The sequence below is a fragment of the Streptomyces sp. NPDC000134 genome (assembly GCF_042899225.1).
Classification (GTDB): domain Bacteria; phylum Actinomycetota; class Actinomycetes; order Streptomycetales; family Streptomycetaceae; genus Streptomyces.
The window spans coordinates 112,790-137,965 of sequence record NZ_JBIAZN010000008.1; the positions used below are offsets into that span (position 1 = coordinate 112,790).

At 73.7% G+C, this 25,176-nt stretch carries 28 protein-coding genes, 1 pseudogene and 1 riboswitch; of the genes and pseudogenes, 13 read left to right on the forward strand and 16 right to left on the reverse strand.

The window, feature by feature from the left end:
* Positions 1 to 2: 2 nt before the first annotated feature.
* Together ACFY32_RS13965 and ACFY32_RS13970 are read right to left on the reverse strand one after the other, a co-directional pair.
* Positions 3 to 446: pseudogene (locus ACFY32_RS13965) on the reverse strand (GNAT family N-acetyltransferase); the annotation flags it as partial.
* Positions 447 to 483: 37 nt separating this feature from the next.
* Positions 484 to 1,374: an LLM class F420-dependent oxidoreductase gene (locus ACFY32_RS13970; protein WP_359197524.1), complete on the reverse strand. Its 891-nt coding sequence runs from the start codon at positions 1,372 to 1,374 to the stop codon at positions 484 to 486.
* Positions 1,375 to 1,581: 207 nt separating this feature from the next.
* Here ACFY32_RS13970 and ACFY32_RS13975 point away from each other — a divergent pair, with 207 nt between their 5' ends.
* Positions 1,582 to 1,800: a toxin-antitoxin system HicB family antitoxin gene (locus tag ACFY32_RS13975; protein ID WP_359197521.1), complete on the forward strand. Its 219-nt coding sequence runs from the start codon at positions 1,582 to 1,584 to the stop codon at positions 1,798 to 1,800.
* 4 nt (positions 1,801 to 1,804) lie between these two features.
* Positions 1,805 to 2,179: a fic family toxin-antitoxin system, toxin component gene (locus tag ACFY32_RS13980; RefSeq protein ID WP_359197518.1), complete on the forward strand. Its 375-nt coding sequence runs from the start codon at positions 1,805 to 1,807 to the stop codon at positions 2,177 to 2,179.
* Position 2,180: 1 nt separating this feature from the next.
* Here ACFY32_RS13980 and ACFY32_RS13985 read toward each other — a convergent pair whose 3' ends face one another.
* The 4 genes from ACFY32_RS13985 to bioB all read right to left on the reverse strand — a co-directional run bounded on the left by ACFY32_RS13985 (position 2,181) and on the right by bioB (position 6,312).
* On the reverse strand, positions 2,181 to 2,870 hold the full coding sequence (locus ACFY32_RS13985) for a class I SAM-dependent methyltransferase (protein ID WP_359197515.1): 690 nt from the start codon (positions 2,868 to 2,870) through the stop codon (positions 2,181 to 2,183).
* Positions 2,871 to 3,199: 329 nt separating this feature from the next.
* Entirely contained in the window at positions 3,200 to 3,916 is a 717-nt protein-coding gene (gene bioD / locus ACFY32_RS13990; RefSeq protein ID WP_359197512.1) for a dethiobiotin synthase, read from the reverse strand.
* 1 nt (position 3,917) lies between these two features.
* The gene (locus ACFY32_RS13995) at positions 3,918 to 5,198 is read right to left on the reverse strand and encodes an adenosylmethionine--8-amino-7-oxononanoate transaminase (protein WP_359197509.1); all 1,281 of its coding nucleotides are present in this window, start codon (positions 5,196 to 5,198) and stop codon (positions 3,918 to 3,920) included.
* On the reverse strand, positions 5,191 to 6,312 hold the full coding sequence (gene bioB, locus ACFY32_RS14000) for a biotin synthase BioB (protein WP_359197506.1): 1,122 nt from the start codon (positions 6,310 to 6,312) through the stop codon (positions 5,191 to 5,193). The genes ACFY32_RS13995 and bioB overlap by 8 nt, the downstream gene beginning before the upstream one ends.
* Positions 6,313 to 6,464: 152 nt before the next feature.
* Between bioB and ACFY32_RS14005 the strand changes: the two genes are divergently transcribed.
* The gene (locus ACFY32_RS14005) at positions 6,465 to 7,592 is read left to right on the forward strand and encodes an 8-amino-7-oxononanoate synthase (protein WP_390674311.1); all 1,128 of its coding nucleotides are present in this window, start codon (positions 6,465 to 6,467) and stop codon (positions 7,590 to 7,592) included.
* A 43-nt stretch (positions 7,593 to 7,635) separates the two neighbouring features.
* Here the strand turns inward: ACFY32_RS14005 and ACFY32_RS14010 are convergent, their stop codons facing one another.
* Together ACFY32_RS14010 and ACFY32_RS14015 are read right to left on the reverse strand one after the other, a co-directional pair.
* The gene (locus ACFY32_RS14010) at positions 7,636 to 7,863 is read right to left on the reverse strand and encodes a DUF397 domain-containing protein (protein ID WP_359197500.1); all 228 of its coding nucleotides are present in this window, start codon (positions 7,861 to 7,863) and stop codon (positions 7,636 to 7,638) included.
* Positions 7,864 to 7,872: 9 nt separating this feature from the next.
* Positions 7,873 to 8,733, reverse strand: a complete 861-nt coding sequence (locus ACFY32_RS14015; RefSeq protein ID WP_359197497.1) for a helix-turn-helix transcriptional regulator — start codon at positions 8,731 to 8,733, stop codon at positions 7,873 to 7,875.
* Positions 8,734 to 8,950: 217 nt separating this feature from the next.
* Here ACFY32_RS14015 and ACFY32_RS14020 point away from each other — a divergent pair, with 217 nt between their 5' ends.
* Entirely contained in the window at positions 8,951 to 9,418 is a 468-nt protein-coding gene (locus ACFY32_RS14020; RefSeq protein ID WP_390674312.1) for an ATP-binding protein, read from the forward strand.
* A gap of 44 nt (positions 9,419 to 9,462) precedes the next feature.
* On the opposite strand, the gene ACFY32_RS14025 is transcribed toward ACFY32_RS14020, so the two are convergent.
* Positions 9,463 to 10,155, reverse strand: coding sequence for a DUF6328 family protein (locus ACFY32_RS14025; RefSeq protein WP_390674313.1), 693 nt, complete (start codon positions 10,153 to 10,155; stop codon positions 9,463 to 9,465).
* A 123-nt stretch (positions 10,156 to 10,278) separates the two neighbouring features.
* On the reverse strand, positions 10,279 to 10,752 hold the full coding sequence (locus tag ACFY32_RS14030; RefSeq protein ID WP_359197487.1) for a C40 family peptidase: 474 nt from the start codon (positions 10,750 to 10,752) through the stop codon (positions 10,279 to 10,281).
* Positions 10,753 to 10,755: 3 nt separating this feature from the next.
* A riboswitch (cyclic di-AMP (ydaO/yuaA leader) is annotated at positions 10,756 to 10,977 on the reverse strand.
* Between the two features lie 611 nt (positions 10,978 to 11,588).
* On the opposite strand from ACFY32_RS14030, the gene ACFY32_RS14035 reads away from it, so the two are divergent.
* From ACFY32_RS14035 to ACFY32_RS14065, 7 genes are all read left to right on the forward strand, one after another.
* Positions 11,589 to 11,891: an urease subunit gamma gene (locus ACFY32_RS14035; protein ID WP_359197484.1), complete on the forward strand. Its 303-nt coding sequence runs from the start codon at positions 11,589 to 11,591 to the stop codon at positions 11,889 to 11,891.
* Between the two features lie 11 nt (positions 11,892 to 11,902).
* Positions 11,903 to 12,214, forward strand: coding sequence for an urease subunit beta (locus ACFY32_RS14040; RefSeq protein WP_359197481.1), 312 nt, complete (start codon positions 11,903 to 11,905; stop codon positions 12,212 to 12,214).
* Positions 12,207 to 13,928, forward strand: coding sequence for an urease subunit alpha (locus ACFY32_RS14045; RefSeq protein ID WP_390674314.1), 1,722 nt, complete (start codon positions 12,207 to 12,209; stop codon positions 13,926 to 13,928). The genes ACFY32_RS14040 and ACFY32_RS14045 overlap by 8 nt, the downstream gene beginning before the upstream one ends.
* Positions 13,928 to 14,602, forward strand: a complete 675-nt coding sequence (locus ACFY32_RS14050; protein ID WP_359197475.1) for an urease accessory UreF family protein — start codon at positions 13,928 to 13,930, stop codon at positions 14,600 to 14,602. Before ACFY32_RS14045 ends, ACFY32_RS14050 begins: the two co-directional genes overlap by 1 nt.
* 183 nt (positions 14,603 to 14,785) lie before the next feature.
* Complete coding sequence (gene ureG, locus ACFY32_RS14055) at positions 14,786 to 15,469, forward strand: urease accessory protein UreG (protein ID WP_359197472.1); 684 nt, start codon at positions 14,786 to 14,788, stop codon at positions 15,467 to 15,469.
* A complete protein-coding gene (locus ACFY32_RS14060; RefSeq protein ID WP_359197469.1) occupies positions 15,466 to 16,221 on the forward strand; it encodes an urease accessory protein UreD in 756 nt (251 codons plus the stop codon). The genes ureG and ACFY32_RS14060 overlap by 4 nt, the downstream gene beginning before the upstream one ends.
* A gap of 129 nt (positions 16,222 to 16,350) precedes the next feature.
* A complete protein-coding gene (locus ACFY32_RS14065; RefSeq protein WP_390674315.1) occupies positions 16,351 to 17,961 on the forward strand; it encodes an alpha/beta hydrolase in 1,611 nt (536 codons plus the stop codon).
* Between the two features lie 57 nt (positions 17,962 to 18,018).
* Here ACFY32_RS14065 and ACFY32_RS14070 read toward each other — a convergent pair whose 3' ends face one another.
* Together ACFY32_RS14070 and ACFY32_RS14075 are read right to left on the reverse strand one after the other, a co-directional pair.
* A complete protein-coding gene (locus ACFY32_RS14070; RefSeq protein ID WP_390674316.1) occupies positions 18,019 to 19,044 on the reverse strand; it encodes an NAD-dependent epimerase/dehydratase family protein in 1,026 nt (341 codons plus the stop codon).
* A gap of 59 nt (positions 19,045 to 19,103) precedes the next feature.
* A complete protein-coding gene (locus ACFY32_RS14075) occupies positions 19,104 to 19,823 on the reverse strand; it encodes a lysophospholipid acyltransferase family protein (RefSeq protein ID WP_359197460.1) in 720 nt (239 codons plus the stop codon).
* A gap of 297 nt (positions 19,824 to 20,120) precedes the next feature.
* Between ACFY32_RS14075 and ACFY32_RS14080 the strand changes: the two genes are divergently transcribed.
* A complete protein-coding gene (locus ACFY32_RS14080) occupies positions 20,121 to 20,300 on the forward strand; it encodes a hypothetical protein (protein ID WP_390674317.1) in 180 nt (59 codons plus the stop codon).
* A 46-nt stretch (positions 20,301 to 20,346) separates the two neighbouring features.
* On the opposite strand, the gene ACFY32_RS14085 is transcribed toward ACFY32_RS14080, so the two are convergent.
* Positions 20,347 to 21,867, reverse strand: a complete 1,521-nt coding sequence (locus ACFY32_RS14085; protein WP_390674318.1) for an MFS transporter — start codon at positions 21,865 to 21,867, stop codon at positions 20,347 to 20,349.
* A 115-nt stretch (positions 21,868 to 21,982) separates the two neighbouring features.
* Here ACFY32_RS14085 and ACFY32_RS14090 point away from each other — a divergent pair, with 115 nt between their 5' ends.
* Complete coding sequence (locus ACFY32_RS14090; RefSeq protein ID WP_390674319.1) at positions 21,983 to 22,432, forward strand: RpiB/LacA/LacB family sugar-phosphate isomerase; 450 nt, start codon at positions 21,983 to 21,985, stop codon at positions 22,430 to 22,432.
* A gap of 2 nt (positions 22,433 to 22,434) precedes the next feature.
* Here the strand turns inward: ACFY32_RS14090 and rocD are convergent, their stop codons facing one another.
* From rocD to ACFY32_RS14105, 3 genes are all read right to left on the reverse strand, one after another.
* Complete coding sequence (rocD, locus tag ACFY32_RS14095; protein WP_359197448.1) at positions 22,435 to 23,655, reverse strand: ornithine--oxo-acid transaminase; 1,221 nt, start codon at positions 23,653 to 23,655, stop codon at positions 22,435 to 22,437.
* Positions 23,652 to 24,473 (reverse strand): dimethylargininase, encoded by an 822-nt coding sequence (gene ddaH / locus ACFY32_RS14100; RefSeq protein ID WP_359197445.1) that lies wholly within the window; start codon positions 24,471 to 24,473, stop codon positions 23,652 to 23,654. The genes rocD and ddaH overlap by 4 nt, the downstream gene beginning before the upstream one ends.
* A gap of 126 nt (positions 24,474 to 24,599) precedes the next feature.
* Positions 24,600 to 25,103: an Lrp/AsnC family transcriptional regulator gene (locus ACFY32_RS14105; protein WP_359197442.1), complete on the reverse strand. Its 504-nt coding sequence runs from the start codon at positions 25,101 to 25,103 to the stop codon at positions 24,600 to 24,602.
* Between the last annotated feature and the right edge of the window lie 73 nt (positions 25,104 to 25,176).

The window sequence follows — 25,176 nt, forward strand, 5'->3', positions numbered from 1 at the left end:
CGTCAGGTGAGGTGTTTCACCCAGCGCCGCCACCGCTCCTCGGGCCGGTACCCGGCGGCCCGCCAGGCGTGCTGCGCCCGCTCGTTGCGGACCAGCACCATCGCGTCGCCGCGCCGCCCGCCGAGCGCGACGAACCGTTCCTCGGCGGCGGCGAGCAGGGCCGAGGCGATGCCCCGGCGCCGGTGGTCCGGATGGACCGCGAGCCGGTACAGATGGCAGCGCCAGCCGTCGAACCCGGCGATCACCGTGCCGGCCAGCGCGCCGTCCCGCTCCCCGAGGAGCAGCGCCCCGGGGTCGCGGGCCACCAGTCGCTCCACGCCCGTCCGGTCGTCGCTGATGCTCGTGCCCTCGGCGGCCACCTTCCAGAAGGCCAGCACATCGTCCAGGTCGTCGGGCGTCGCGGCCCGTATCCGCAGGTCGGTCATGCCGCGACCCCACCACATCCGCCGCCGCGCGGTGGGGTGATTCCGGTATCCGGACGGCTCACCGGCCGCGCAGCTCCGCCACCACCGGAGCGAACGCCTCCATCCAGGGCTCCAGCACGGTCAGGTACGAGAACCCGTACCGCTCGCGCTGGGCCAGCACCTGGCCGACGATCCGGTCCAGCGGTCCGGCGAGCAGCAGCGGCAGGTCGAGGACCTGCTCCACGGTGGCGCCCGGGAGCCGCTCGGCCAGGGACCGGGCGACGGCCTCGCGGTCGTCGGTGACGGCCACCGCCTGGATCAGCAGGTTGAGTTCGGCCGGCTCCGCGCGGTCGGCGGCCAGGTCGCGGTACCGGGCGACCCGTTCGTCCAGTTCCCCGGGCGTGACCGGCGCCAACCGCCCGGTCGCGCTGCCCGGCACCGAGCGGGCGCCGGTGAAGGCCACGATGTCGGCGTGCCCGGCGGCCAGCCGCAGCACCCGGTCGCCGTTCCCGCCGATCATCAGCGGCACCCGGGGTTCCTGCGCGGGCCGCGGCCGGTGCCCGGGGGAGTCCAGCAGCTTGCGCAGTTCCTCCACCGTGCGCCGCAGCCGGTCCACCCGCTCGCCCGGCGTACCGAACGGCAGTCCCGCCGAGGTGTGCTCCGCCGCCACGTACCCGGTGCCGAGCCCCACCTCCAGGCGCCCGCCGGTCAGCGCGTCGGTGGTGGCGATCTCGCGGGCCAGCAGCGCCGGGTTCCAGAAGGCGGCGTTGAGCACGAAGGTGCCCAGCCGGACCCGCTCGGTCACTCCGGCCGCCGCGACCAGCGCCGGGAACGGGGCGACCATGCCGAGGTGGTCGGGGACCAGGATCACGTCGTAGCCCAGTTCCTCGGCCCGGCGGCACTTGGCCCGCCACTCCTCGGCGGGCGCGGGGACGGTCAGGCTGACACCGAAGCGGAACGGACGGGACATGCGGACTCCCTTCGCGAGCGGACCACTTGCGTCGCCGTCCGCGATTCCACCACCGGGGCGCGGTGGCCGCCAGCGCCTTTCCCGGCGGGCGGCGGGGCAGGCGGCGCGGACGGGGTACGCGGCATGGTTCCCCCGCGCCCCGCGTCCCTCCCGTGCCACCGCCGACCGCCCTTGCCGTGCTAGTGGCCCGGCGCTAGCGTCGGCAGCATGGCGAAGACCCAGTTGAACGTGCGGGTGGACGAGGACACCGCCCGAGCCGCCCGGGAGCGCGCGGGAGCCCGGGGCATCAGCGTCAACCGCTACATCGAGGAACTGGTCCGGCAGGACACCGGTGAGACCGGCCACACCTTCGTCGAGGCCGCCGCCGACTTCATGAAGCGGTACGAGAGGGTCTTCGCCGAGGAGGCCGGCGAGCACCGCCGCTGATCCCTTGAGTCCTCTGAGCATCGACCTCGCCTGGCTGCTCATGCTGGCCGAGCAGCGCACGCCGGGCGACCCCCAGGTCACCGACTGGGGCGCCCTCGTCGCCGCCGTCGCCCGCCACCGCGCCGAGATACTCGACGTCCCCGTCTACGACAGCCCGCACGCCCGCGCCGCCGCGCTGCTGCAACTCCTCGTCCACGTCCCCGCCCTGGAGCGCTCCAACGCGCTGTTCGCCGCGGCGGTCGCCTACGCCTACCTCGTCGCCAGCGGCCTGCGCGTGGTCACCTCGCCCGAGCAGGTCCGCGACCTGGCGCTGCTGGTCAAGAGCGGGGCGGCGTCGGTGGAGGACATCGCCGCGGAACTGCGCGCCTGGTGCCGGTGAGCTACCCCCGGGCGCACGGTCGCCAGGCGGTGCCCAGCACGCAGTACGAGGTGGGCAGCCTCGGGCCGGTCTCCGGCAGCAGCAGGCGCCGGTAGGGGCCCAGGGCGAACCCGGCGTCGCGCAGCGCGGTCACCGTGTCCCGGGACAGCCGGCAGTCGCCGGCCAGCGGCGGGTACACCGTGCGGTCCAGGACGCGCTGGGTCAGCCGCATCGCCCGGCCGCCGCCCCGGCCGTGCTCGAAGAACCGCACCTCGCCGCCGGGCCGCAGCACCCGACGCAGCTCCGCCAGGGCCCGGCGCACGTCGCGGACGCTGCACAGCACCAGCGAGAGCACCGCCGCGTCGAAGCCCTCGCTCTTGACCGGCAGCGCCTCGGCGACGCCCGGCACCACGTCCACCGGCACCTGCGCGCGCAGTGCCGCCGCCACGGCCAGTTGCCGCAAGGACCGCTCCGGCTCGATGGCGACGACCTCCGGGACGGCGGCCGGGTAGTGCGCGAAGTTCAGGCCGTTGCCCGCGCCGATCTCGATCACCCGCCCGGACAGTCCCGCGAGCAGCCGCTGCCGGATGCCCGCCATGCCCATCCGGGTCTCGGCGGCGACGCTGGTCCGGGCGTAGCAGCGGGCGAAGAGCGGGTGGTGCACGGCGTCCGGGGGCACTGCGCCGCGGCGGCCGGGGGAACGGAGCGCCATGGGACCTCCCTCGCGAGGCGTACGCGCTGCCCTACGGCGATTGTCCCCCGCCCGTGCCTCGGCCACCCGCCCGTGCCTCGGCCATCCACCCACGCCTCGGCCAACCCGCCCGTGCCTCGGCCATCCACCCACGCCTCGGCCAACCCGCCCGTGCCTCGGCCATCCACCCACGCCTCGGCCAACCCGCCCCGGCCCCGGTCATCCGCCCGATCTTCGGGCACCCGCCGCGCCCCGGTCACCCGCCCGCGCCCCGGTCACCCGCCCGCCGCCGCACCGGTTCCGCGCCGGGAGCGACCCCCACCGTCCCCGGCGTCCGGCCGCCCCGCCCCTTACGGCGACTCGCGGACCGTGAACGCCTCCGCGTCCCAGGTGCCGTGCAGGCGCGGGGCCAGCCAGTGCGGGGCCGCGGCCCGGAAGGCGGCCGGGGCCAGGCCGGCCGCCCCGGCGGGCAGCGCGCCCAGCAGCGGGGCGCCGGCGACGTCCGGGAGGTCGACGACATTGCAGCGGGCGGCCAGATCCGGGTTCACGGGCCAGCTCCCGATCACCACACCCAACAGCGGGATTCCCCGTGAACCGAGTTCACGCGCCGTCAGTTCCGTGGTGTTCAGCGTGCCCAGCCCCGCCGCCGCCACCACCAGCACCGGCGCCTGGAGCAGCGCGGCGGCGTCGGCCAGGGTGCCGCCCGCCGCGTCGAACCGGACCAGCAGCCCGCCCGCGCCCTCCACCAGCACCAGGTCGTGCTCGGTGGCCAGCTTGGCCGCGGTCTCCGCGACCCGGTCCGGACGCACCGGCGCCCGCCCGGCCCGCCGCGCCGCCGTCGCCGGCGCCAGCGGCTCCGGATAGCGGGCGACCTCCACGGCCGTCACCGCCCCCGCGAGCCGCGCGACCTCCTGGGCGTCCCCGGGCTCGTCCGGCGCCACCCCCGTCTGCGCGGCCTTCAGCACGGCCACCGACCGCCCCGCCGCCACCGCGCTCGCCGCGACGGCGGCGGTCGCCACCGTCTTGCCGACCTCGGTGCCCGTCCCCGTGATCACCACAACCGCCATGTCATCCCTCCCGCGCCGCCGCGCACACCGCGCGCCCGATCCGCGCCACGTCCGTGTCACCGGTGACGTACGGCGGCATGGTGTAGACCAGGTCGCGGAACGGCCGCAGCCACACGCCCTCGCGCACCGCCGCCTCAGTCGCCGCCCGCATGTCGACGGGGTGGTCGAGCTGCACCACCCCGATGGCGCCGAGCACCCGTACGTCCCGCACGCCCGGGAGCCCGGCGGCGGGCGCCAGCCCGTCCCGGAGCCCCGCCTCGATCCGTTTCACCTCGGCCCGCCAGTCCTGCCCGAGCAGCAGCCCGATCGACGCGCACGCCACCGCCGCCGCCAGCGGATTGCCCATGAACGTCGGCCCGTGCGCCAGCACCGGCACCTCGCCCCGGGAGATCCCCTCGGCCACCCGGGACGTGCACAGCGTCGCCGCCATCGTCAGATATCCGCCGGTCAGCGCCTTGCCCACGCACATCACATCCGGCGTGACCGCCGCGTGCTCCGCCGCGAACAGCGCACCCGTGCGCCCGAACCCGGTCGCGATCTCGTCGAACACCAGCAGCACGTCGTGGGCGTCGCACGCCTCGCGCAGCACCCGCAGATACGCGGGGGAGTGGAACCGCATCCCGCCCGCGCCCTGCACCACCGGCTCCACGATCACCGCGGCCAGTTCACCGGCGTGCCGCTCCACCAGCGCCCGCAACCGCTGCGCGTACGCCTCCTCGTAGGCCGCCGGGGGCGCGTCCGCGAACACCTGGCGGGGCAGCACCCCGCTCCACAGCCCGTGCATCCCGCCCTCGGGGTCGCACACCGACATCGGCTGCCAGGTGTCGCCGTGATAGCCGCCGCGCCAGGTCAGCAGCCGCCGCTTGCCGGGCCGGCCCAGCGAACGCCAGTACTGCAGGCACATCTTGAGGGCGACCTCGACGGACACCGACCCCGAGTCGGCGAGGAAGACGTGTTCGAGACCGTCGGGCGACATGTCGACAAGGAGCTTCGCCAGGCGTACGGCGGGTTCGTGGGTGAGCCCGCCGAACATCACGTGACTCATCCGCCCCGTCTGCTCGCGCACGGCCTCGTTGAGCACCGGGTGGTTGTAGCCGTGGATCGCCGACCACCAGGACGACATGCCGTCGACCAGTTCGCCCGCACCGTCCGCCAGGCGCAGCCGGACCCCGCTCGCCGAGGCGACGACGAGCGGGTCCTGCCGGCCGGGCATGGGCCCGTACGGATGCCAGACGTGCCGGCGGTCCAGTGCCAGCAGCTCCGGCACGCTCAGCTCAGGCATTGGGCGCGAGGTCCGTCCCGGCACCCCGGCGGCGTACGGCGACGAGGTCGGTCCGCGGCTGCTCGGCCACCGGAGCGGAACCGCTCGGCTCGCACGGTCCGCAACCGCCCGCCCGGTGCTCCGGCAGCGTCACCCGGTCGGCGCCCTCCACCTCGAACCCGGCGTCCGCGATCATCTCCAGGTCCGCCTTCCCGGCCTGGCCCTCGCTGGTGAGGTAGTCGCCGAGGAAGACGGAGTTGGCCAGGTGCAGGGCCAGCGGCTGCAAGGTCCGCAGATGGACCTCCCGGCCGCCCGCGATGCGTACCTCCGCGTCCGGGCAGACGAACCGCGTCATCGCCAGGATGCGCAGGCACCGCTGCGGGGTGAGGTGCCACTCCTTCTCCAGCGGCGTGCCCTCCATCGGGATCAGGAAGTTCACCGGCACCGAGTCCGGGTCCAGCTCACGCAGCGAGAACACCACGTCGACCAGGTCCGCGTCGCTCTCGCCCATCCCGGCGATCAGCCCCGAGCACGCCGACAGCCCCGCCGCGTGCGCCTTGCGCACCGTGTCCACCCGGTCGGCGTAGGTGTGGGTGGTGGTGATCTCCCCGTAGGTCGCCTCGGAGGTGTTGAGGTTGTGGTTGTAGGCGTCCGCCCCGGCCGCGCGCAGCCGTTCCGCCTGGCCGTCCGAGAGCAGCCCGAGGCAGGCGCAGACCTCGACCTCCTCGTTGCGCTCCTTGATGGCCTTGATGGTCTCGGAGACCCGGTCCACGTCCCGGTCGGTCGGGCCCCGGCCGCTCGCCACCAGGCACACCCGCTTGGCGCCCCCGGCCACGCCCGCCGCGGCGGCCTCGGACGCCTGATCGGGCTTGAGCCAGGTGTACTTGAGGATTCCGGCCGTCGAGCCCAGCCGCTGCGAGCAGTAGGAGCAGTCCTCCGGGCAGAGCCCGGACTTGAGATTGACGAGATAGTTGAGTTTCACCCGTCGCCCGAACCAGTGCCGGCGCACCTTCCCGGCCGCGGCCACCACGTCGAGCAGATCGTCGTCGGAGGTCGCGAGGACGGCCAGCGCCTCCTCGCGGGTCGGCAGCTCGCGCCGAAGTCCCTTGTCCACCAGCGTGTTCAGCAGGTCCATGGGAGCCGATCCTGTCCTACCCGACGGCCCCGGGCAAAGGAGACTTCGCACAACGAAGACGGTTCGGTGTGTGGGTATCGCCACACTGTGCCCGGACGGCCGGGCCGCTAATGTCTGTGCACTGCCTACAAAAACCCGTCCGGGAGGGGCCCATGGCGTTCGGCTGGATCGACGAGCAGGCGGCCGCCCGCCACCGCGCCGGACTCACCCGGACCCTGCGCCCCCGCCCCGCCGACTCCCCGCTGCTGGACCTGGCCAGCAACGACTACCTGGGTCTGGCCCGGCACCCCGAGGTGACCGAGGGCGCGGTCCGGGCGGCCCGGACCTGGGGCGGGGGCGCGACCGGCTCCCGGCTCGTCACCGGTACCACCGCGCTGCACACCGAGCTCGAACGAGAACTGGCCGAATTCTGCGGCTTCGAGGCCGCCCTGGTCCTGTCCTCCGGCTACGCGGCCAACCTCGCCGCGGTCACCGCCCTCGCCCCGCACGGTTCGCTGCTCGTCTCCGACGCCGGCAACCACGCCTCCCTCATCGACGGCTGCCGACTGGCCCGCGGCACCAAGCAGGTCGTGGCGCACGCCGACCCGGACGCCGTGCGCAAGGCACTGGCGACGCACGAGGGGGCGGCGGTCGCGGTGTCGGACGCCGTCTTCTCCGTCGACGGCGACGCCGCCCCGCTGCCCGCCCTCGCCGCCGTGTGCCGGGAGTACGGCGCCGGGCTGATCGTCGACGACGCCCACGGCCTGGGCGTACTCGGCGACGGCGGCCGGGGCAGCGCGCGGGCGGCGGGACTCGCGGGCGCCGATGACGTGGTCGTCACGGTCACCCTCTCCAAGTCGCTGGGCAGCCAGGGCGGCGCGGTCCTCGGGCCCGCCCGGGTGATCGGCCACCTGGTCAACACCGCCCGGACGTTCATCTTCGACACCGGCCTCGCCCCGGCGGCGGCGGGCGCGGCCCTCGCGGCCCTGCGACTGCTGCGCCGGGAACCGGAACGGGCGGCGCGGGCCCGGGAGGTGGCGGACCTGCTGCACACGGAACTGACCACCGCGGGCCTGGACACGGTCCGGCCGGACGCCGCGGTGGTCTCGGTACGCGCCCCGTCCCCGGAGGGGGCTGTGCGCTGGGCGGCCGACTGCCGTGCGGCCGGCCTGAGCGTGGGCTGCTTCCGTCCTCCTTCCGTGCCCGATGGCATCTCACGGCTCAGGCTGACCGCTCGGGCGGACCTCTCCGGGGAACAGGTGGAACGCGCTGTGCGGTTGATCGGCGAGACGCGGCCATGAGTCGGCGTGGCACGGCCGTGCGTCGCTCGATGCCGGGCACTTCCTACATACGGGCGATCCGGTCGGCGAACCGGGTCCAGCTCTCGGGAGAGAACAGCAGCGCGGGCCCCGCCGGGTCCTTGGAGTCCCGTACGGCGAGCAGTCCGGCCCAGGGGCCGGCCGACGGACGGGCCGTCTCGACGCAGTTGTTCGCTCCGGTGCTGTAGCTGCTGCGCAGCCACCGCACTTCGGGCAGTCGGGTACAGGGAACGTGCCGGGGCAGTGCGGACATGGTGCCTCCTTATGCGCCGGCCGCTGTCGCGGCGATGAATTCCAGTGTGTCGTCGGGCGAAAGGGCGTGTTGTCGAAGGGCGTCGAAGGCCTCGGTATAGGCCTCCAGGTCTTCTTTACGCTCCAGATAGAGGCTACTCGTCAAGTGGTCGAGAACAACTACGTCCAGATCAGAAGTGCTCGAAAATGAGAAGATTACGAAAGAGCCGGTGACGCCGATATGCGCCCCGGCGCCGAACGGCAGCACTTGCAGGCGCACATGGGGCGACCGCCCCGCCTCGATCAGCCGATCGAGCTGGCGGGACATCACTTCCGGCCCGCCCACCTCCCGGCGCAGCACGGCCTCGTCCAGGACGGCGCTCAGCTCCAGCGGAGCCCCGGAGCGCAGCACGTTCTGCCGGGCCAGCCGCACCTCCACCAGCGCGTCCAGCCGTTCCTCGGAGAGCCCGTCCACGGCGGCCCGGGTGACCTCACGGGCGTACTCCGCGGTCTGGAGCAGCCCGGGGACGACGGTGGTCTCCAGCGTGCGCATCGCGTTGGCCTGGGACTCCAGGCTGATGAAGTCCCGGTACGTCGGCGGCAGCACCCCGCGGTAGGCGTGCGACCAGTGCTGCCGCTCCCCGCGGTCCTCCGAGCCCGCCAACACCAGGAGCAACTCCCGTAACTGGGGGTCGACCACGCCGTAGGCGTCCAGCAGCAGCCGTACGTCGGCGGGCTTGGCGCCGCTCGTGCCGGTCTCGATCCGGCTCACCTTGGACTGGTGCCAGCCCACCAGCCGGGCCGCCTCACCGCTGGTGATGCCCGCCGTCGTGCGCAGGGCGCGCAGTTCGGCGCCCAGCTTGCGGCGGCGCACCACCGGACCGTGCTGCATGGACCCCCACTCCCTTACTCCTTATGAGCCGCCGGAAAACGGTCTCGCGTCGCAGAGTTCACCGCTTCGAGCGACAGATATATGCATCTCTTGGTGGATCGCCACCCGTTACCGGGACGGTGATGGCACTCTGGCGACGAAGCACCAGTCCGGGACCGTACTCGAACCATCCGCTCCGTGTCGGACCGCGGTCCCGGCGGAAAGGGACGACCTCGCCATGGCAGACCATCTGGAAGCATCCGTCACTCTGCCGAGCGATCCAGCCTCGGTCTCCGCCGCCCGGACGTACGCGGTCGGCACGCTCACGGAGTGGGGGATGCCGTCGGACACGCAAGTGTCGGACACGGTCCGGCTGATCGTCTCGGAGCTGGCGGCCAACGTGGTGCAGCACACCCTGGGGCTGTCGCCGACCTTCACGGTGCATCTGGCGCTGGACCGGGACGAGAGGCTGTTCATCGGTGTCACGGACAGCCACCCCGGTCTGCCCAAGCGGCTCCCCGCGGCCGTCCAGCAGGACAACGGGCGGGGGCTGGTCATCATCCGCTCCCTCACCGCGGAGTGCGGGGGCCGGTTCCGGGTCCGCCCCACCCGCGGGGGCGGCAAGACGGTCTCGGTCGAACTCCCCTGGTCCGGCCCGCCCGCTCCGGTCCCGGCGAGAGGCCGCGGGAACCGCCGGCGGGCCTGAGGGACACGGCGTCCCGGGCCGGGCGGACGCATGGCCTGCCGCCGTCAGCGGGAGCGGGTGACCGGCGTCCGCCGGGCCGGCACCGGGCGGGACCGGGCGCGGCGGGCGGGGGCCGGGACGCGACGCGGTGCCCGGGGGGCGACCCGCGTGGTGGTATGGGGGGACGCCTCCGAGGCGGCGTTCGAGGGCGCGTTCGGGGCGGCGTCCGAAGAGGTTTCCGCGGACCCCGTCGAGGCGGTCCCGGCACCGCGGTCGGCGGTCAGCCCGGCGCGGCGGACCAGCCGGGGCAGCAGCCCCCACAGCCCCAGGCACGCCAGCAGCGTCGCCGCCCCCGCCGCCAGACCGCCGGCCCGGCCGGTCGTGACGTCCACGACGAGCAGCACGGACCCGGTGAACGCGAAGACCAGGACGCCCAGGCCGGCCGAGGCGAGCCGGGAGGAGACCTGCACGATGCGGGGCTTGGCGCCCTGCTGGAACAGCGAGCGGTGCAGCGCGGCCGGCGCGGTGAACAGCGTCGCGGCCAGCACCACCAGCAGCAGCGTCGCGACGTAGACGGCCCGCTGGAACGTGTCGAGTTCCGTGAAGCGCGAGGTGAAGGCCAGCGACAGCAGGAACGCGAAGAGGATCTGCACCCCCGTCTGGGTGACCCGCAGTTCCTGGAGCAGCTCCACGAAGTTGCGGTCGGCGCGCTGGAGCGGCGTCTCGTTGCGGGCGGTACAGGGACGGTGGTCGGCCATGCCGAACGGGTAACCGCTCGGGCGCGTGTCAAGCCCCCGAGCGGCCCCTACAGGCCCGTACGCGGCCCCGCGACCGTCCGCGACGGTGCGGCGGTCACCTGCGGCCGTACGGGCCCGGCCGGATCACTTGACCCGGCCGTACCAGACGCTCCTGGTCCAGATCTTCTGCAGGCGCACCACGTCCCCGGTCTTCGGGGCGTGCCAGATCTTGCCCTTGCCGGCGTAGATGCCCACGTGGTAGACGCTCCGGCCGGAGTGGAAGAACACCAGGTCCCCGGCCTTGCGGTGGCCGGCGGAGATGTGGCGCGTCTTGTTGTACTGCTGGGCCGCCGTGCGGGGCAGCTTCTTGCCGGCCTTCTTGAACGAGTACAGCGTCAGCCCGGAGCAGTCGAACCGGGACGGCCCGGTGGCCCCGTAGCGGTACGGGGCGCCCTTCTTGGAGGCCGCGATCTTCAGCGCCTTCGTCGCAGGGGCGGCCGCGGCGGCCTCGGCGGCGATGCCGGGAACCACGATCGAGCCGCCGACGGCGGCGATGGTGAGGGCCGAGGCCGTACCGGCACGGGCCATGAGCGACGGGACACGATTGAGCGCAGTCATGCGCAACCCTTCGTCAGCCGCCTGTGAAGGATGACCTGTCGGATTCGGGCTGGCGAAGTTGCCCGGCCGCACGAGTGCGGCTTCACCCCAAGGGCTGCTCGGCCCGGCGCCTTCCGCGGAAGACGGCCGTACCGGCGACCCGTCATGCTCGGGTCCTCCACTCCTGCCGATCCACTCCTGTCGACCGGTCATCCGGGCGGCGGCAGGACTCGGCGTCCGCCCGGATCGCCCCGCCGCTGCGGCGGGGTCTTGTCGTCAGTCAGGGATCTTGACGCACTTACGTCCGAAATTCCCAACGGAACCGGGGATTTGTGTTGTTACTCACCACTCACCCGTTCGGGTGGAAGTCGCTCTGTTCGACCCGGCGGCGCGGCGGCCGGGGCTCCCCGGACCAGCGGCGGAGCGGCTCTTCGCGCTGGTGGGGCACGCGCGTCGCGCAAGCCGGAGGGGCCCGGAGAACGGCGTGTGCGTACGCCGAAAGGCCGTACCCCGTTCGGCCCTGACCGCCCCCGATCCGGACACCCCGCGCGGCGGTCCGGGCGGGCGCCGCGCCAACTGCCGCCGGACGGCGGCGGGGTGCCCCCCCGGCACGCCGCGCCGCCGACCGGAGCGGGCCGTCCCGACGTCACAGATGACGTACCGGCGGCTCCGGGTCAGGTCCAGGCAAAAGGACTATCAAGAAGTAACCCGGAGCAACGGACCTTGATCATTACTGGGTTAACGTGACCGAAACGCGGCGCAACTAGCCTGCGGACCCGGTCACCTGCGACTTCTCCCCGGTGGCCGCGCGGCAGCCGGACCCGTCGCGGTCCGGTGCGAAGACTGTGAGGTGGGACGTGCAACTGACCCCGCACGAGCAAGAGCGGCTGCTCATCCATGTGGCGGCCGACGTCGCCGAGAAGCGCCGGGCCCGAGGGGTGAAGCTCAATCACCCCGAGGCGGTCGCCCTCATCACCTCGCACGTCCTGGAAGGCGCCCGGGACGGCCGCACGGTCGCGGAACTGATGGCCTCCGGACGCCGGTTGCTCACCCGTGACGACGTCATGGAGGGCATCCCGGAGATGATCCACGACGTCCAGGTCGAGGCCACCTTCCCGGACGGCACCAAGCTCGTCACCGTCCACGACCCGATCGTCTGAGGGGGAACGCCGTGATTCCCGGAGAGATCCTCTTCGCCGACGGGCCGATCGTCTACAACGAGGGCCGCGAGGTCACCCGGCTGACCGTCCTCAACGCCGCCGACCGGCCCGTGCAGGTCGGCTCGCACTACCACTTCGCCGAGGCCAACCCCGGCCTGGACTTCGACCGCGCCGCGGCGCGCGGCAAGCGGCTCGACATCCCCGCCGGCACCGCCGTCCGGTTCGAGCCCGGCATCCCCGTCGACGTCGGACTCGTCCCCCTCGCGGGCGCCCGGACCGTGCCCGGACTGCGCGGGGAGACCGGAGGTGCCCTCGATGCCTGAGATCTCCCGCCCCGCCTACGCCGACCTGTTCGGCCCCACCGCCGGCGACCGCATCCGGCTCGCCGACACCGACCTGCTGATCGAGATCGAGGAGGACCGCTCCGGCGGCCCCGGACACTCCGGCGAGGAGGCCGTGTTCGGCGGCGGCAAGGTCATCCGCGAGTCCATGGGCCAGTCCCGGGCCACCCGCGCCGAGGGCACCCCCGACACCGTCATCACCGGCGTGGTGATCGTCGACCACTGGGGCATCATCAAGGCCGACGTCGGCATCCGCGACGGCCGGATCACCGGCATCGGCAAGGCCGGCAACCCCGACACCATGGACGGCGTCCACCCCGACCTCGTCATCGGCCCCGAGACCGAGATCATCGCCGGCAACGGGCGAATCCTGACCGCCGGTGCCGTCGACGCGCACGTGCACTTCATCTGCCCGCAGGTCGCCGACGAGGCGCTCGCGTCCGGCATCACCACCCTGGTCGGCGGCGGTACCGGACCGGCCGAGGGCTCCAAGGCGACCACGGTCACCCCCGGGCCCTGGCACCTCGCCCGGATGCTGGAGGCGATGGAGGCCTACCCCGTCAACGTCGGCCTGCTCGGCAAGGGCAACACCGTCTCCCACGAGGCGATGCTCTCCCAGATCCGGGGCGGCGCGGTCGGCCTGAAGATCCACGAGGACTGGGGCGCGACGCCCGCCGCCATCGACGCGGCCCTCACCGTCGCCGACGCCACCGGGGCGCAGGTCGCCATCCACACCGACACCCTCAACGAGGCCGGTTTCGTGGGCGACACGCTCGCCGCGATCGGCGGGCGCGGCATCCACGCCTACCACACCGAGGGCGCGGGCGGCGGTCACGCGCCCGACATCATGACCGTGGTCTCCGAGCCGCACGTGCTGCCCAGCTCCACCAACCCGACCCGGCCGTTCACCGTCAACACCGTCGAGGAGCACCTCGACATGCTGATGGTCTGCCACCACCTCAACCCGGCCGTCCCCGAGGACCTCGCCTTCGCCGAGTCCCGCATCCGGCCCTCCACCATCGGCGCCGAGGACGTCCTCCACGACCTCGGCGCGATCTCGATCATCTCCTCCGACTCCCAGGCCATGGGCCGCGTCGGCGAGGTGATCATGCGGACCTGGCAGACCGCGCACGTGATGAAGCGGCGGCGCGGCGCGCTGCCCGGCGACGGCCGGGCCGACAACCACCGCGTCCGTCGCTATGTCGCCAAATACACGATCAACCCGGCCCTGGCGCAGGGCATGGCCCGCGAGATCGGCTCGGTGGAGACCGGCAAGCTCGCCGACCTCGTGCTGTGGGAACCGGCGTTCTTCGGCGTCAAGCCGCTGCTCGTCATCAAGGGCGGGCAGATCGCGTACGCGCAGATGGGCGACGCCAACGCCTCCATCCCCACCCCGCAGCCGATCCTGCCCCGGCCGATGTACGGGGCGATCGGCCGCGCCCCGGCCGCCAACTCGGTCAACTTCGCCACCGCCTCGGCGATCGAGGACGGGCTGGCGGAGAGGCTGGCGCTCGGCAAGCGGTTCGCGGCGATCGACTCCACGCGCGGCGTCACCAAGGCCGACATGCGGGAGAACGACGCGCGGCCCGAGGTGCGCATCGACCCCGACAGTTTCGCCGTGTACGTCGACGGCGAGCTGGTCGAGGCCGCGCCCGCCGCCGAACTGCCCATGGCCCAGCGCTACTTCCTCTTCTGATGTCCAGGGCAGCGCTTCTCGTCCTGGCCGACGGCCGCTTCCCCGCCGGCGGGCACGCGCACTCCGGCGGCGCCGAGGCGGCGGTACGGGCGGGGCACATCACCGGCGCCGGGGAACTGGAGGAGTTCTGCCGGGGCAGGCTGCACACCACCGGGCTGGTGTCGGCCGCGCTCGCCGCGTCCGCCGCGCTCGGCGTGGACCCGGCGCGACTGGACGCCGCCGCCGACGCGCGCACCCCCTCGCCCGCCCTGCGGGGCGCGGCCCGCAAGCTGGGCCGGCAGTTGCTGCGGGCCGCGCGGGCGACCTGGCCGTCCGCCGAACTCGACGCCCTCGCCCGGGACTTCCCCAAGGGCGCCCACCAGCCGGTGGTGCTCGGGCTCACGGCCCGCGCGGCGGGGCTCGGCGCGGCGGACGCGGCGTACTGCTCGGCGTACGAGAGCGTCGGCGGGGCGGCCTCGGCGACGGTGCGGTTGCTGAGCCTCGATCCGCTCGACGCCACGGGCGTGCTGGCGCGACTGGCACCGGAGGTCGACCGGGTGGTGGACCGGGCGGTGTCGGCGGCGCGGGGAGCCGTCGACGAGGGGCCCGAGACGCTGCCCGGCGCGTCCGCGCCGCTGCTGGAGATCCTCGCGGAGGCCCACGCCGGGTGGCCCGCACGACTGTTCGCGTCCTAAGGCGACGTCCCCGGCCCGTCCCCTCCGACCCGTCCCCTGCCCGTCCCTCCGGCCCGTCCCCTGCCCGTCCCCCCGGCCCGTCCCTGCCCGTCCCCACCGGTCCCGCCCCCCCGGGGCCCGTCCCCGTCCGCCCCGCCCGTCCCCCCGCCCCGGACGGGCCACCCACCTTGAGGAGCCGTTCCCATGCATCTCGACCACTCCCACTCCGGCCCCGTCGCCCTCAGCGCCGACGCCCGCCGGCCCGACGGCACCCGGCGGGCGCTGCGGATCGGGCTCGGGGGACCCGTCGGGTCCGGCAAGACCGCCACCGTGGCGGCGCTCTGCCGGGCGCTGCGCGAGGAGCTGTCCCTGGCGGTCGTCACCAACGACATCTACACGCGCGAGGACGCCGAGTTCCTGCTCCGGGAGGCCGTGCTGCCGCCCGAGCGGATCAGCGCGGTGGAGACGGGGGCCTGCCCGCACACCGCCATCCGGGACGACATCTCCGCCAACCTGGAGGCCGTCGAGGACCTGGAGGACGCGGCCGGCCCGCTGGACCTGATCCTCGTCGAGTCCGGCGGCGACAACCTCACCGCCACCTTCTCCAAGGGCCTGGTCGACGCGCAGATCTTCGTCATCGACGTCGCCGGCGGCGACGACATCCCCCGCAAGGGCGGCCCCGGGGTCACCACCGCCGACCTGCTCGTCGTCAACAAGACCGACCTCGCCCCGTACGTCGGCTCCGACCTCGCCCGGATGGCCGCCGACGCCAAGGCGCAGCGCGGCGAACTGCCCGTCGTCCTTCAGTCGCTGCGCCAGGAGACCGGCGTCCGGGACGTGGCCGACTGGGTGCGCGCCCGGCTCGCCGACTGGACGGCCCCGGCGTGACGGCCGCCGTCGCCGCCACCGCCCGCATCGACGCCCGCCCCGACGGACGGGGCGGCACCTGTCTGCCGGTGCTGACGGGCGAGGGCCCCCTCGCGCCGCGGCGGACCCGGGGCGCGGCCGGCGAGGCGTCCGTCGTGCTGGTCGGGGCGATGAGCGGACCGCTCGGCGGCGACCGCCTCCGGGTGGAGGCCGAGGTCGCCGAGGGCGCCAGGCTGCGCGTCGGCTCCGCGGCGGCCACCCTCGCCCTGCCCGGCCAGACCAAGGACGAGGCCCGCTACGACGTCCGGCTCACCGTCGCCGACGGCGGCGAACTGCGCTGGCTGCCCGAGCAGTTGATCTCCGCCGCCGGCAGCGACCTGCACGTCACCACCCGGGCCGACCTCGCGCCGACGGCCCGCCTGGTGCTGCGCGAGGAACAGGTGCTCGGCCGGACCGGTGAGGAGCCGGGCCGCCTCACCAGTCGCCTCACCGTGCGGATCGCCGGCCGCCACGTGCTGGACCAGGAACTGTCCTGCGGCCCCGGCGCCCCGGGAGGCTGGGACGGCCCCGCGGTCCTGGCGGGACACCGCGCCGTCGGCCAGATCGTCGTCGTACGCCCGGAGTTCGCCCCGCGTCCGCCGGCCGCGCGGGTGTGCCCGGCGGGCGCCGCGGTGCTGCCGCTGGCCGGGCCCGCCGTGCTGCTGACGGCCGTCGCCCCGGACGCCCTGCGGTTGCGCCGGGCGCTGGACGAGGCGCTGGCGGCGCTGGACTGACCCTCCGTCGACCGAACGGCTCTCTCCGTTTATCGGATTGGCAAAGAACCCGCGCCGCCTCTGTTCCCAGCGAACACACAGCCGAGAGTATCCCCCTATTCATCGCACGGATGTCCGGGGAGGGTCCACTTGAGGAACAGACGACTGAGGCGGAGCACGGCGGCGCTCGCGTCCGCCGGAACGCTGGTGACCGCGACGCTGATAGCGGGCGCCGTCACCGCTCCCGCGGCCAGCGCCAGCCCGGCCGCCGCCCGGCACGGGCAGCCCCAGGACCGCGAGGCCAAGGGCGCGGCCATCGCCGCCGCTCGGGCCGCCCAGGCGGGCATCGACTGGCGGGACTGCCCCGCCGACTGGAACCTGCCCAAGCCGATCCAGTGCGGCTGGGTCACGGTCCCGGTCGACTACGCCAAGCCGGACGGCAAGCAGATCGAGCTCGCCGTCGACCGCATCGGCAACACCGGCACCCCGGCCCAGCGCCAGGGCGCCCTGATCTACAACCCCGGCGGTCCCGGCGGCTCGGGCCTGCGCTTCCCCGCCCGGGTCACCAACAAGAGCGCCGTGTGGGCGAAGACGGCCCAGGCGTACGACTTCGTGGGCTTCGACCCGCGCGGCGTCGGCAAGTCGGCGCCCATCTCCTGCGTCGACCCGCAGGAGTTCGTCAAGGCGCCCAAGGCCGACCCGGTGCCCGACTCCGAGGCCGACAAGCGCGCCCAGCGCAAGCTGGCCCGCGAGTACGCCGAGGGCTGCTACGAGCGCAGCGGCGCGATGCTGCCGCACATGACCACGCCGAACACCGCACGCGACCTCGACGTGATCCGCGCCGCGCTCGGCGAGCAGAAGCTCAACTACCTCGGTGTCTCCTACGGCACCTACCTCGGCGCCGTCTACGGCACCCTCTTCCCGGGCCACGTCCGGCGCATGGTCGTCGACAGCGTGGTCAACCCCTCGCGGGAGAAGATCTGGTACCAGGCCAACCTGGACCAGGACGTCGCCTTCGAGACCCGCTGGCAGGACTGGCAGGACTGGGTCGCCGAGAACGACGCCACCTACCACCTCGGCGACACCCGAGCCGAGGTCCAGGCCCAGTGGCTGAAGCTGCGCGCCACCGCCAAGAAGAGCCCCATCGGCGGCGTCGTCGGCCCGGCCGAGCTCATCGGCTTCTTCCAGAGCGCCCCGTACTACGACTCCTCCTGGGCGCCGGTCGCCTCGGTCTTCAGCAAGTACGTCGCCGGGGACACCCAGGCCCTCGTGGACGCCGCCGCCCCCGACCTGACCGACATCGCGGGCAACGCCTCCGCGGAGAACGGCAACGCCGTCTACACGGCCGTCGAGTGCACGGACGCCAAGTGGCCCACGAACTGGAGGACCTGGGACCGGGACAACACCAGGCTGCACCGGGACCACCCGTTCCTGACCTGGTCCAACGCCTGGATGAACCTGCCCTGCGCCACCTGGCCGGTCAAGCAGCGGACCCCGCTGGACGTGAAGACCGGCAAGGGCCTGCCGCCGGTGCTGATCGTCCAGTCCGAGCGGGACGCGGCCACCCCGTACGGCGGCGCCGTCGAACTGCACCAGCGGTTCAAGGGCTCCCGCCTGATCACCGAGAAGGACGCCGGTTCGCACGGAGTCACCAGCCTGGTCAACCCGTGCGTCAACGACCGGGTCGACACCTACCTGCTCACCGGTGAGGTGGACAGCCGGGACGTCACCTGCGCCCCGCACGCCACTCCGAAGCCGTAGAGCACGCGGTGAACACGAGGGGCGGCCGGGCACACCGGCCGCCCCTCGTGCGTACGCTCAGGCCGGCGGCCAGGCGTCCTCCGCCGCGTAGTCGAAGAGGTCGCCGTACGTCCGGGCCATCTGGGGATACGCCTCCCGCCAGTCCCGCCCGGCCAGTCGCCGCTCGATGAAGGCGACCGTCTCCGGGAGCGTCTCGGCGTAGCGGCTCACCGGCCGGTAGCCCAGCTCCCGTTCGGCCGCCGTCATGGCGCACACCACCGGCGCCGGCACCGACCAGGGCGTGTCGCCGACCCCCTCGGCGGGCGGCGGGCCGTCCACCAGCACGTCCTCGGTCTCGACGCCCATCACCGCGTCGATCGCCGCCCCGATCTCGGCCACCGTCGGCGCGTCCGGGTCCACGGCGTTCAGCACCCGGGTCCCCGGCCGCGCGGCGGCCAGCCTGACCAGCTCGACGAGATTGCCCACGGCCGCCGGATGGAAGCGGCTGGCACCCCCGTACGCCAGCACGCGGCGGCGCCTGCCGTCCAGGTTGCGCTTGACGAACCACAGCTCGCGCGGGGTGCGGCAGTACGGCCCGTGCACCGCGCCCGCCCGCAGCAGCGTCACCGGCAGCGTGTCCCCCGCGGCGAGCAGCTCCCGCTCCAGCGCCGCCTTGCGGGTGCTGTACGAGGAGTCGCCCGGCCGGACCGTGCGCTGTCCCTCGGTGAGCGGCACCGGGTACTCGGGGAAGCCGCCGGGCCGGTCCTGGGTGTCGAAGCTGCGGCCCTCGTCGTCCTCGTACACCGAGACGCTGGAGATCACCACCGCCGAGCCGACCCGCCCGGCCAGCCCCGTCAACTGCCGGGCGTGCGCGGGGCCGTAGGCCACCGTGTCGACCAGCACGTCACAGCCGTCGCCGACCGCCGCCGCGAGGGCCGCGTCGTCCTCCCGGTCGGCCCGCACCACCCGCACGCCGTCCGGCCGGCCGGGGTCCCGGTCACCGCCCCGGGAGACGGCCGTCACCTCCCAGCCGTCCCCGGCCAGTGCCCGCACGGCCGCCCGTCCGATCTGCCCGGTCGCTCCGATCACCACAGCGCGTGTCATACCGGGACCGTAGGCATGCCGGGTCCGCTCGCGCCACGGGTATTCGCCGACGGCAGACCTCAGGTGAGCGGCATCCGCGGGAACCGGCGCCCCCGGGCGCCCTGCGCCGCCTCCGCCTTGACGTCGGCCGCGTACCGGTCGACGTACTCCTGCCCGGACAGCGTCAGGACGGCGTACATGATCTCGTCGGTGATCGCGCGCAGGATCGTCTTCTCCTCCTCCATCCCGGCGTAGCGGGAGAAGTCCAGGGGCGGGCCGAAGCGGATGACCACGGGGTGCAGGCGGGGGATCTTGCGGCCGGGCGGCTGGGCCTCGAAGGTGCCGATCATCGCGCACGGCACGACCGGCGCCCCGGCCCGCAGCGCCATCACGGCGACGCCGACCTTGCCCTTGTAGAGGCGTCCGTCGTGCGACCGCGTGCCCTCGGGGTAGATGCCGAGCAGCTCTCCCCGGCCGAGGACGCGCAGCCCCTCGGTGATCGCGGCCCGGCCCGCGTCCTTGCCCGAGCGGTCGACCGGGATCTGCCCGGCGCCGCGGAAGAACGCGGCGGTCAGCCGCCCCTTCAGGCCCGGCCCGGTGAAGTACTCGGCCTTCGCCAGGAACGTGATCCGGCGCTTGAGGACCGCCGGCATCAGGAAGTGGTCCGCGAACGACAGGTGGTTCCCGGCGACGATGGCCGCGCCGGACGCCGGCACATGCTCAAGCCCTTCGATCCGGGGCCGGAAGACCAGTCTCAGCAGCGGGCCCAGGAGCACGAATTTGAGCAGGTTGTAGAACACGGATCGCCTCTCGCTCGCACCGCAGAACGCCTGAGGACGATGTTGACAGGCCGTCGGCCCGAAGGGACCCCCTCGGACCCGATGGCCCGAAGGGACCCCCTCGGACCCGGTGTCCCGGGGCAGCGCTCCGGTCCGCGAGGGCAGCGATCGGGGCTCGCCTTGCCGTACTCCGAGTAACAAGTTGATCATGCCAACCGGGAGCCTCGGGCAATGATGTCCGGGCCGCCCTCACCCCCCGAGAAGCCGGTGTCCGCCCCGCACGGTCCGGGGCGCCGGCAGGTCCGCCAGGAGTTTCGCATGCAGCCCATGAACCAGCCCGAGATCTCGGTCGAACAAGCGCGCGAGGACTATGACGCGCACCGCCGGTACTGCCATCAGTGCCAGGCGGACGCCGCGCCCTGCCCGGCGGCCAAGCACCTGCGCCGGATCTTCAACAACGCGGCCCGCGCCGCCGCCCGCCCGCCGAGAGTCCGCTGAGCACCGGCGGCGCCCGACGGCCTGCCCCGGGCGCCGCCCCGGCGGCTCAGAACTTCGGCACCGGTGCCTGCCCCTCCACCAGGGCCGCCGCCTCCGCCTCGCTCTGCACCGAGGGCGGGGAGCCCGCGAGCGGCTTGCGCGCCGTCTCCTTCATGCAGGCGACGGCGACGATCCCGACCAGGGCCGCGGCCATCGAGTAGTAGGCGGGCATCATGTCCGAGCCGGTCGCGCCGATCAGCGCGGTGATCACCAGGGGAGTGGTGCCGCCGAACAGGGACGTCGACAGGTTGTAGCCCACCGACAGCGACCCGTACCGGACCGGCGTCGGGAACATCGCCGGCAGCGCCGCCGACATCGTGCCCAGCAGGCAGACCAGCGACAGGCCGAGCATCAGCATCCCCGCCGACACGGCCCACAGGCCCCCCTGCCGCACCAGCAGGAACGAGGGCGCGGACAGCACCAGGAAGCCCAGCATCCCGGCCATCAGCACCGGCTTGCGGCCGTACCGGTCGGAGAGCCGGCCCACCCGGTTGACGATCAGCATCAGCACCACCATCGTCACCACCAGGACCAGCAGCCCGTGCGTCTCGCTGTAGTCCAGCTCGTCCGAGAGGTACGTCGGCATGTACGACAGCAGCATGTAGTCGTTGATGTTGTACGCGCCGACCAGCGCCACGCACAGCACCAGCGTCCGCCAGTGCTGCCGGAAGATCTTCGCCAGGTCGCCCCGGGTCGTGGTCTCCACCGCGTCCGCCGCCTCGGAGATGTGCACCGTGCCCTCCTCCAGCTTCAGGAAGGCGGGCGTGTCGTCCAGCTTCAGCCGCAGATACAGACCGGCGATGCCCAGCGGACCGGCGACCAGGAACGGCACCCGCCAGCCCCAGGCGTCCATCGTGTCGCTGCCCAGCCAGGCGGTGAGGGCGGTGACCAGACCGGCCGCGCCGGTGTACCCGGCCAGCGTGCCCAGCTCCAGGAAGCTGCCGAAGAACCCGCGCCGCTTGTCCGGGGCGTACTCCGCGATGAAGGTCGAGGCACCCCCGTACTCGCCGCCGGTGGAGAAGCCCTGGAGCAGCCGGAACACGATCAGCAGCAGCGGCGACCAGAAGCCGACGGCCGCGTAGGTCGGCAGCAGCCCGATCGCGAAGGTGCCGATCGCCATCAGGATCATCGTCAGCGCGAGGACCTTCTTGCGGCCGATCCGGTCGCCCATCGGCCCGAAGACCATCCCGCCGACCGGACGCACCAGGAAGGCGACGGCGAAGGTCGCGAACGACGACAGCAACTGCGCGGTGTCACTGCCGGACGGGAAGAAGACCCGGCCGATGGTGCCGGCCAGGTAGGCGTAGATGCCGAAGTCGAACCACTCCATGGCGTTGCCGAGGGAGGCCGCCTTCACCGCCCGCTTGACGGCGCGCTCGTCCGTCACCGTGATGTCCGACCTGCGCAGCCGGGGGTTGCGCCGGCGCTTGACGGCGCGGAAGAGGGTGGGGTGACGCCTGACCGCTGCGGAGTCGGGCACGGGTGCGTGGTCGGTGGGGGACGTGGCGGGGTTCCTTTCCAAGGGCATACCGCTCCAAACGGCACAAACGCGTGTCCATCAGCTTTCCAACCTCGCCTGCCACAAAATGCGGGGTTCACTCGTACGGACCGACCCGTGACCTGCGCGGGTAGGCTTGCGGACCATGCGGATCGCCGTCTCCTCCGACATGGACGAACCCGTGGCCCGCCTCCTCGCCGAGGAGCTGCGCCGCCGCGGCCACGAGGTACTGCCCCACGGGGCGCTGCGGCCCGGCGCCGACTCCCGGTGGGCGCACTGCTCCGAGCACGCGGCACGGGACGTCGCCGACGGCCGGGCCGACCAGGCGGTGGTGTGCTGCTGGACCGGCACGGGCGCCTCGATCGCCGCCAACAAGGTGCCGGGCGTGCGCGCCGCCCTGTGCGCCGACGCGTACACCGCCGACGGCGCCCGCCGCTGGAACGACGCCAACGTCCTCGCGCTCAGCCTCCGGCTGACCTCCGGGCCGCTGCTCACGGAGATCCTCGACGCCTGGTTCGCGGGCACGCCCAGCGAGGACGCCGAGGACCGGGAGAACGTGACCCGCGTGGCGCGGCTCGACGGGGACAGGCCCTAGCCTCAGGCCGTCAGCACCTTCTCCAGGGCGCTCAGCGCGCCCTCCAGTTCCTCCGCCGTGATCGTCAGCGGTGGGGCGAGCCGGATCGTGGCGCCGTGGGTGTCCTTGACGAGCACGCCCTCCCGCATCAGCCGCTCGCTGATCTCCCGGCCGCTGCCCAGGGCCGGGTCCACGTCGACGCCCGCCCACAGCCCCCGCGCCCGGAAGCCCACCACCCCCCGGCCGACCAGCGCCGCCAGCTTTTCGCGCAGCAGCACGCCCAGCTCGGCCGCCCGGCGCTGGTACTCGCCCGTCTCCAGCAGTTCGACCACCGCCGTGCCCACCGCGGCGGCCAGCGGATTGCCGCCGAACGTCGAGCCGTGCTCGCCCGGCCGCAGCACCCCGAGCACGTCCCGCCGGCCGGCCACCGCCGACACCGGCACGATGCCGCCGCCCAGCGCCTTGCCGAGCAGCACCAGGTCCGGGACCACCGACTCGTGCTCCACGGCGAGGGTGTGCCCGGTGCGGCCCAGCCCCGACTGGATCTCGTCCGCGATGAACAGGCAGCCCGCCCGCCGGGTCACCTCCCGCACCCCCGCCAGGTAGCCGTCGTCCGGGATCAGCACCCCCGCCTCGCCCTGGATCGGCTCGATCAGCACCGCCGCCGTCGTCGGGTCGACCGCCGCCTCCAGCGCCGCCAGGTCGTTGTACGGCACGATCCGGAAACCCGGCGTGAACGGCCCGAAGCCGGACCGGGCCGACTCGTCGGTGGAGAAGCCCACGATCGTCGTCGTCCGGCCGTGGAAGTTGCCGGCCGCCACCACGATCGTCGCGGCGCCGTCCGGGACGCCCTTCACCTCGTACGCCCATTTGCGGGCCACCTTGATGCCGCTCTCCACCGCCTCCGCGCCGGTGTTCATCGGCAGCACCATGTCCGTGCCGGTCAGCGCGGCCAGCCGGGCGGCGAAACCGGCCAGGCGGTCGTGGTGGAAGGCCCGGGAGGTCAGCGTCAGCCGGTCGAGCTGGCGGTGCGCGGCCTCGACCAGCGCCGGGTGCCGGTGCCCGAAGTTGAGCGCCGAGTACCCGGCCAGCAGGTCCAGATAGCGGCGGCCCTCCACGTCCCGCATCCAGACGCCCTCGGCGCTGGCGACCACCACCGGCAGCGGGTGGTAGTTGTGCGCGACGACGGGCTCCTCCGCGCGGATCAGCTCGGCGGACGTACGGGGGTGCGCGGATGCGGTCATGAACGGATCTCCTGAGTGCAGCACTTGATGCCGCCGCCCGCCTTGTGGAACTCGGACAGGTCGACGGGGACCGGGACATAGCCGCGCTCGGCGAGCCGGCCGGCGAGGGCGGTCGCCCCCGGGGAGAGGAACACCTGACGCCCGTCGCAGACGGAGTTCAGCCCGAACGCCAGCGCGTCCTCGCGGGTGGCGAGCACCGCGTCCGGATACAGCCCGGCCAGCACCTCCCGGCTGCCGGGACTGAACGCGCCCGGGTAGTAGGCGACGTTCCCGCCGCCCTCGTCGCCGAGCACGAACAGCGCGGTGTCCAGGTGGTAGAAGTACGGGTCCACCAGCGTCAGGGAGATCACCGGCACCCCGAAGAACTCCTGCGCCTCACGATGGGCCGCCGGGACGGTACGGAAGCCGGTGCCGGCCAGCACCCACCGCCCGGCCGGGACCAGGTCGCCCTCGCCCTCGCACACCGCCTCCGGACGGTGCACCTCGAAGCCCTCCGCCTTGAACCACGCCTCGTACGGCAGGGACTCCGGCCGCCGCTCCGGCGCCTTGAACAGGGAGCCGAGTACCCGGCCCGCCACGGTCACCGCCGCGTTGGCGGCGAACACCATGTCGGGCAGCCCGGCCACCGGCCGGACGGTGTCGACGGTGTGGCCGTGCGCGCGGTAGGCGTCCACCAGCGCCTGCCACTGGTCCAGCGCCCGGACCGGGTCCACGGGCCGGCCGGCCCGCATCCACGGGTTGATCGCGTAGCTGACGGCGAAGTGTCGGGGTTCGCAGACCAGGAAGCGCCGCGGGCGCGGCACACGGGAGTCGGGCACGCAGGGGTTCCTCCGCTTCCGCACGGAACGTCACAGTTCGGTGACACCACGGTAGAAAGCGACCCGTACGGGCGACAAGCGACGAAAGCTGCGTGTCCGCGCAGCGATCCTGCGTTGTCCAGCTCGTCAGCGCGTGTTCGCTGCGCCCTCGGGCGCCACCTGGCTGGCGCCCGCCTCCGGACTGTCCGGGAGCAGATGGGACAGCACCATCACACTGATCGTCTTGCGGATGAACGGCTCCACCCGGATGCGCTCCAGCACCTCCTCGAAGTGCTCCACGTCCCGCGCCCGCACATGCAGCAGGGCGTCCGCGCCGCCGGTCACCGTCATGGCCGCCGCGATCTCCGGATGGTTGCGGACCACCTCCGCCAGCCGCCGCGGCGGGGCCGCGCCCTCGCAGTACACCTCCACGTACGCCTCCGTCCGCCAGCCCAGCGCCGACGGCCGCACCGTGGCCGTGAACCCGGTGATCACCCCGGTCTCCCGCAGCCGGTCCACCCGCCGCTTGACCGCCGTCGCCGACAGCCCGACGTCCGCGCCGATCTCGGCGAAGGACGCCCGAGCATTGGCCATCAGCGCGGTGACGATCTTCCGGTCCAGTTCGTCGAAGGACGGCGGCCTGCTGTTCATGCGGGCACTGTATCCAGCGCGAACGGGCGTGCTGCGGGGCGTGTGCAGGCGTGCGAAACGCCCCTAGACTCCA

Bases quoted from the DNA above. Each gene is read 5' to 3' on its own strand.
- ACFY32_RS13970 (WP_359197524.1), bottom strand. From the start codon at position 1,374: ATGTCCCGTCCGTTCCGCTTCGGTGTCAGCCTGACCGTCCCCGCGCCC.
- ACFY32_RS13975 (WP_359197521.1), top strand. From the start codon at position 1,582: ATGGCGAAGACCCAGTTGAACGTGCGGGTGGACGAGGACACCGCCCGA.
- ACFY32_RS13985 (WP_359197515.1), bottom strand. From the start codon at position 2,870: ATGGCGCTCCGTTCCCCCGGCCGCCGCGGCGCAGTGCCCCCGGACGCC.
- bioD (WP_359197512.1), bottom strand. From the start codon at position 3,916: ATGGCGGTTGTGGTGATCACGGGGACGGGCACCGAGGTCGGCAAGACG.
- ACFY32_RS13995 (WP_359197509.1), bottom strand. From the start codon at position 5,198: ATGCCTGAGCTGAGCGTGCCGGAGCTGCTGGCACTGGACCGCCGGCAC.
- bioB (WP_359197506.1), bottom strand. From the start codon at position 6,312: ATGGACCTGCTGAACACGCTGGTGGACAAGGGACTTCGGCGCGAGCTG.
- ACFY32_RS14005 (WP_390674311.1), top strand. From the start codon at position 6,465: ATGGCGTTCGGCTGGATCGACGAGCAGGCGGCCGCCCGCCACCGCGCC.
- ACFY32_RS14010 (WP_359197500.1), bottom strand. From the start codon at position 7,863: ATGTCCGCACTGCCCCGGCACGTTCCCTGTACCCGACTGCCCGAAGTG.
- ACFY32_RS14015 (WP_359197497.1), bottom strand. From the start codon at position 8,733: ATGCAGCACGGTCCGGTGGTGCGCCGCCGCAAGCTGGGCGCCGAACTG.
- ACFY32_RS14020 (WP_390674312.1), top strand. From the start codon at position 8,951: ATGGCAGACCATCTGGAAGCATCCGTCACTCTGCCGAGCGATCCAGCC.
- ACFY32_RS14025 (WP_390674313.1), bottom strand. From the start codon at position 10,155: ATGGCCGACCACCGTCCCTGTACCGCCCGCAACGAGACGCCGCTCCAG.
- ACFY32_RS14030 (WP_359197487.1), bottom strand. From the start codon at position 10,752: ATGACTGCGCTCAATCGTGTCCCGTCGCTCATGGCCCGTGCCGGTACG.
- ACFY32_RS14045 (WP_390674314.1), top strand. From the start codon at position 12,207: ATGCCTGAGATCTCCCGCCCCGCCTACGCCGACCTGTTCGGCCCCACC.
- ACFY32_RS14050 (WP_359197475.1), top strand. From the start codon at position 13,928: ATGTCCAGGGCAGCGCTTCTCGTCCTGGCCGACGGCCGCTTCCCCGCC.
- ureG (WP_359197472.1), top strand. From the start codon at position 14,786: ATGCATCTCGACCACTCCCACTCCGGCCCCGTCGCCCTCAGCGCCGAC.
- ACFY32_RS14070 (WP_390674316.1), bottom strand. From the start codon at position 19,044: ATGACACGCGCTGTGGTGATCGGAGCGACCGGGCAGATCGGACGGGCG.
- ACFY32_RS14080 (WP_390674317.1), top strand. From the start codon at position 20,121: ATGCAGCCCATGAACCAGCCCGAGATCTCGGTCGAACAAGCGCGCGAG.
- ACFY32_RS14085 (WP_390674318.1), bottom strand. From the start codon at position 21,867: ATGCCCTTGGAAAGGAACCCCGCCACGTCCCCCACCGACCACGCACCC.
- ACFY32_RS14090 (WP_390674319.1), top strand. From the start codon at position 21,983: ATGCGGATCGCCGTCTCCTCCGACATGGACGAACCCGTGGCCCGCCTC.
- rocD (WP_359197448.1), bottom strand. From the start codon at position 23,655: ATGACCGCATCCGCGCACCCCCGTACGTCCGCCGAGCTGATCCGCGCG.
- ACFY32_RS14105 (WP_359197442.1), bottom strand. From the start codon at position 25,103: ATGAACAGCAGGCCGCCGTCCTTCGACGAACTGGACCGGAAGATCGTC.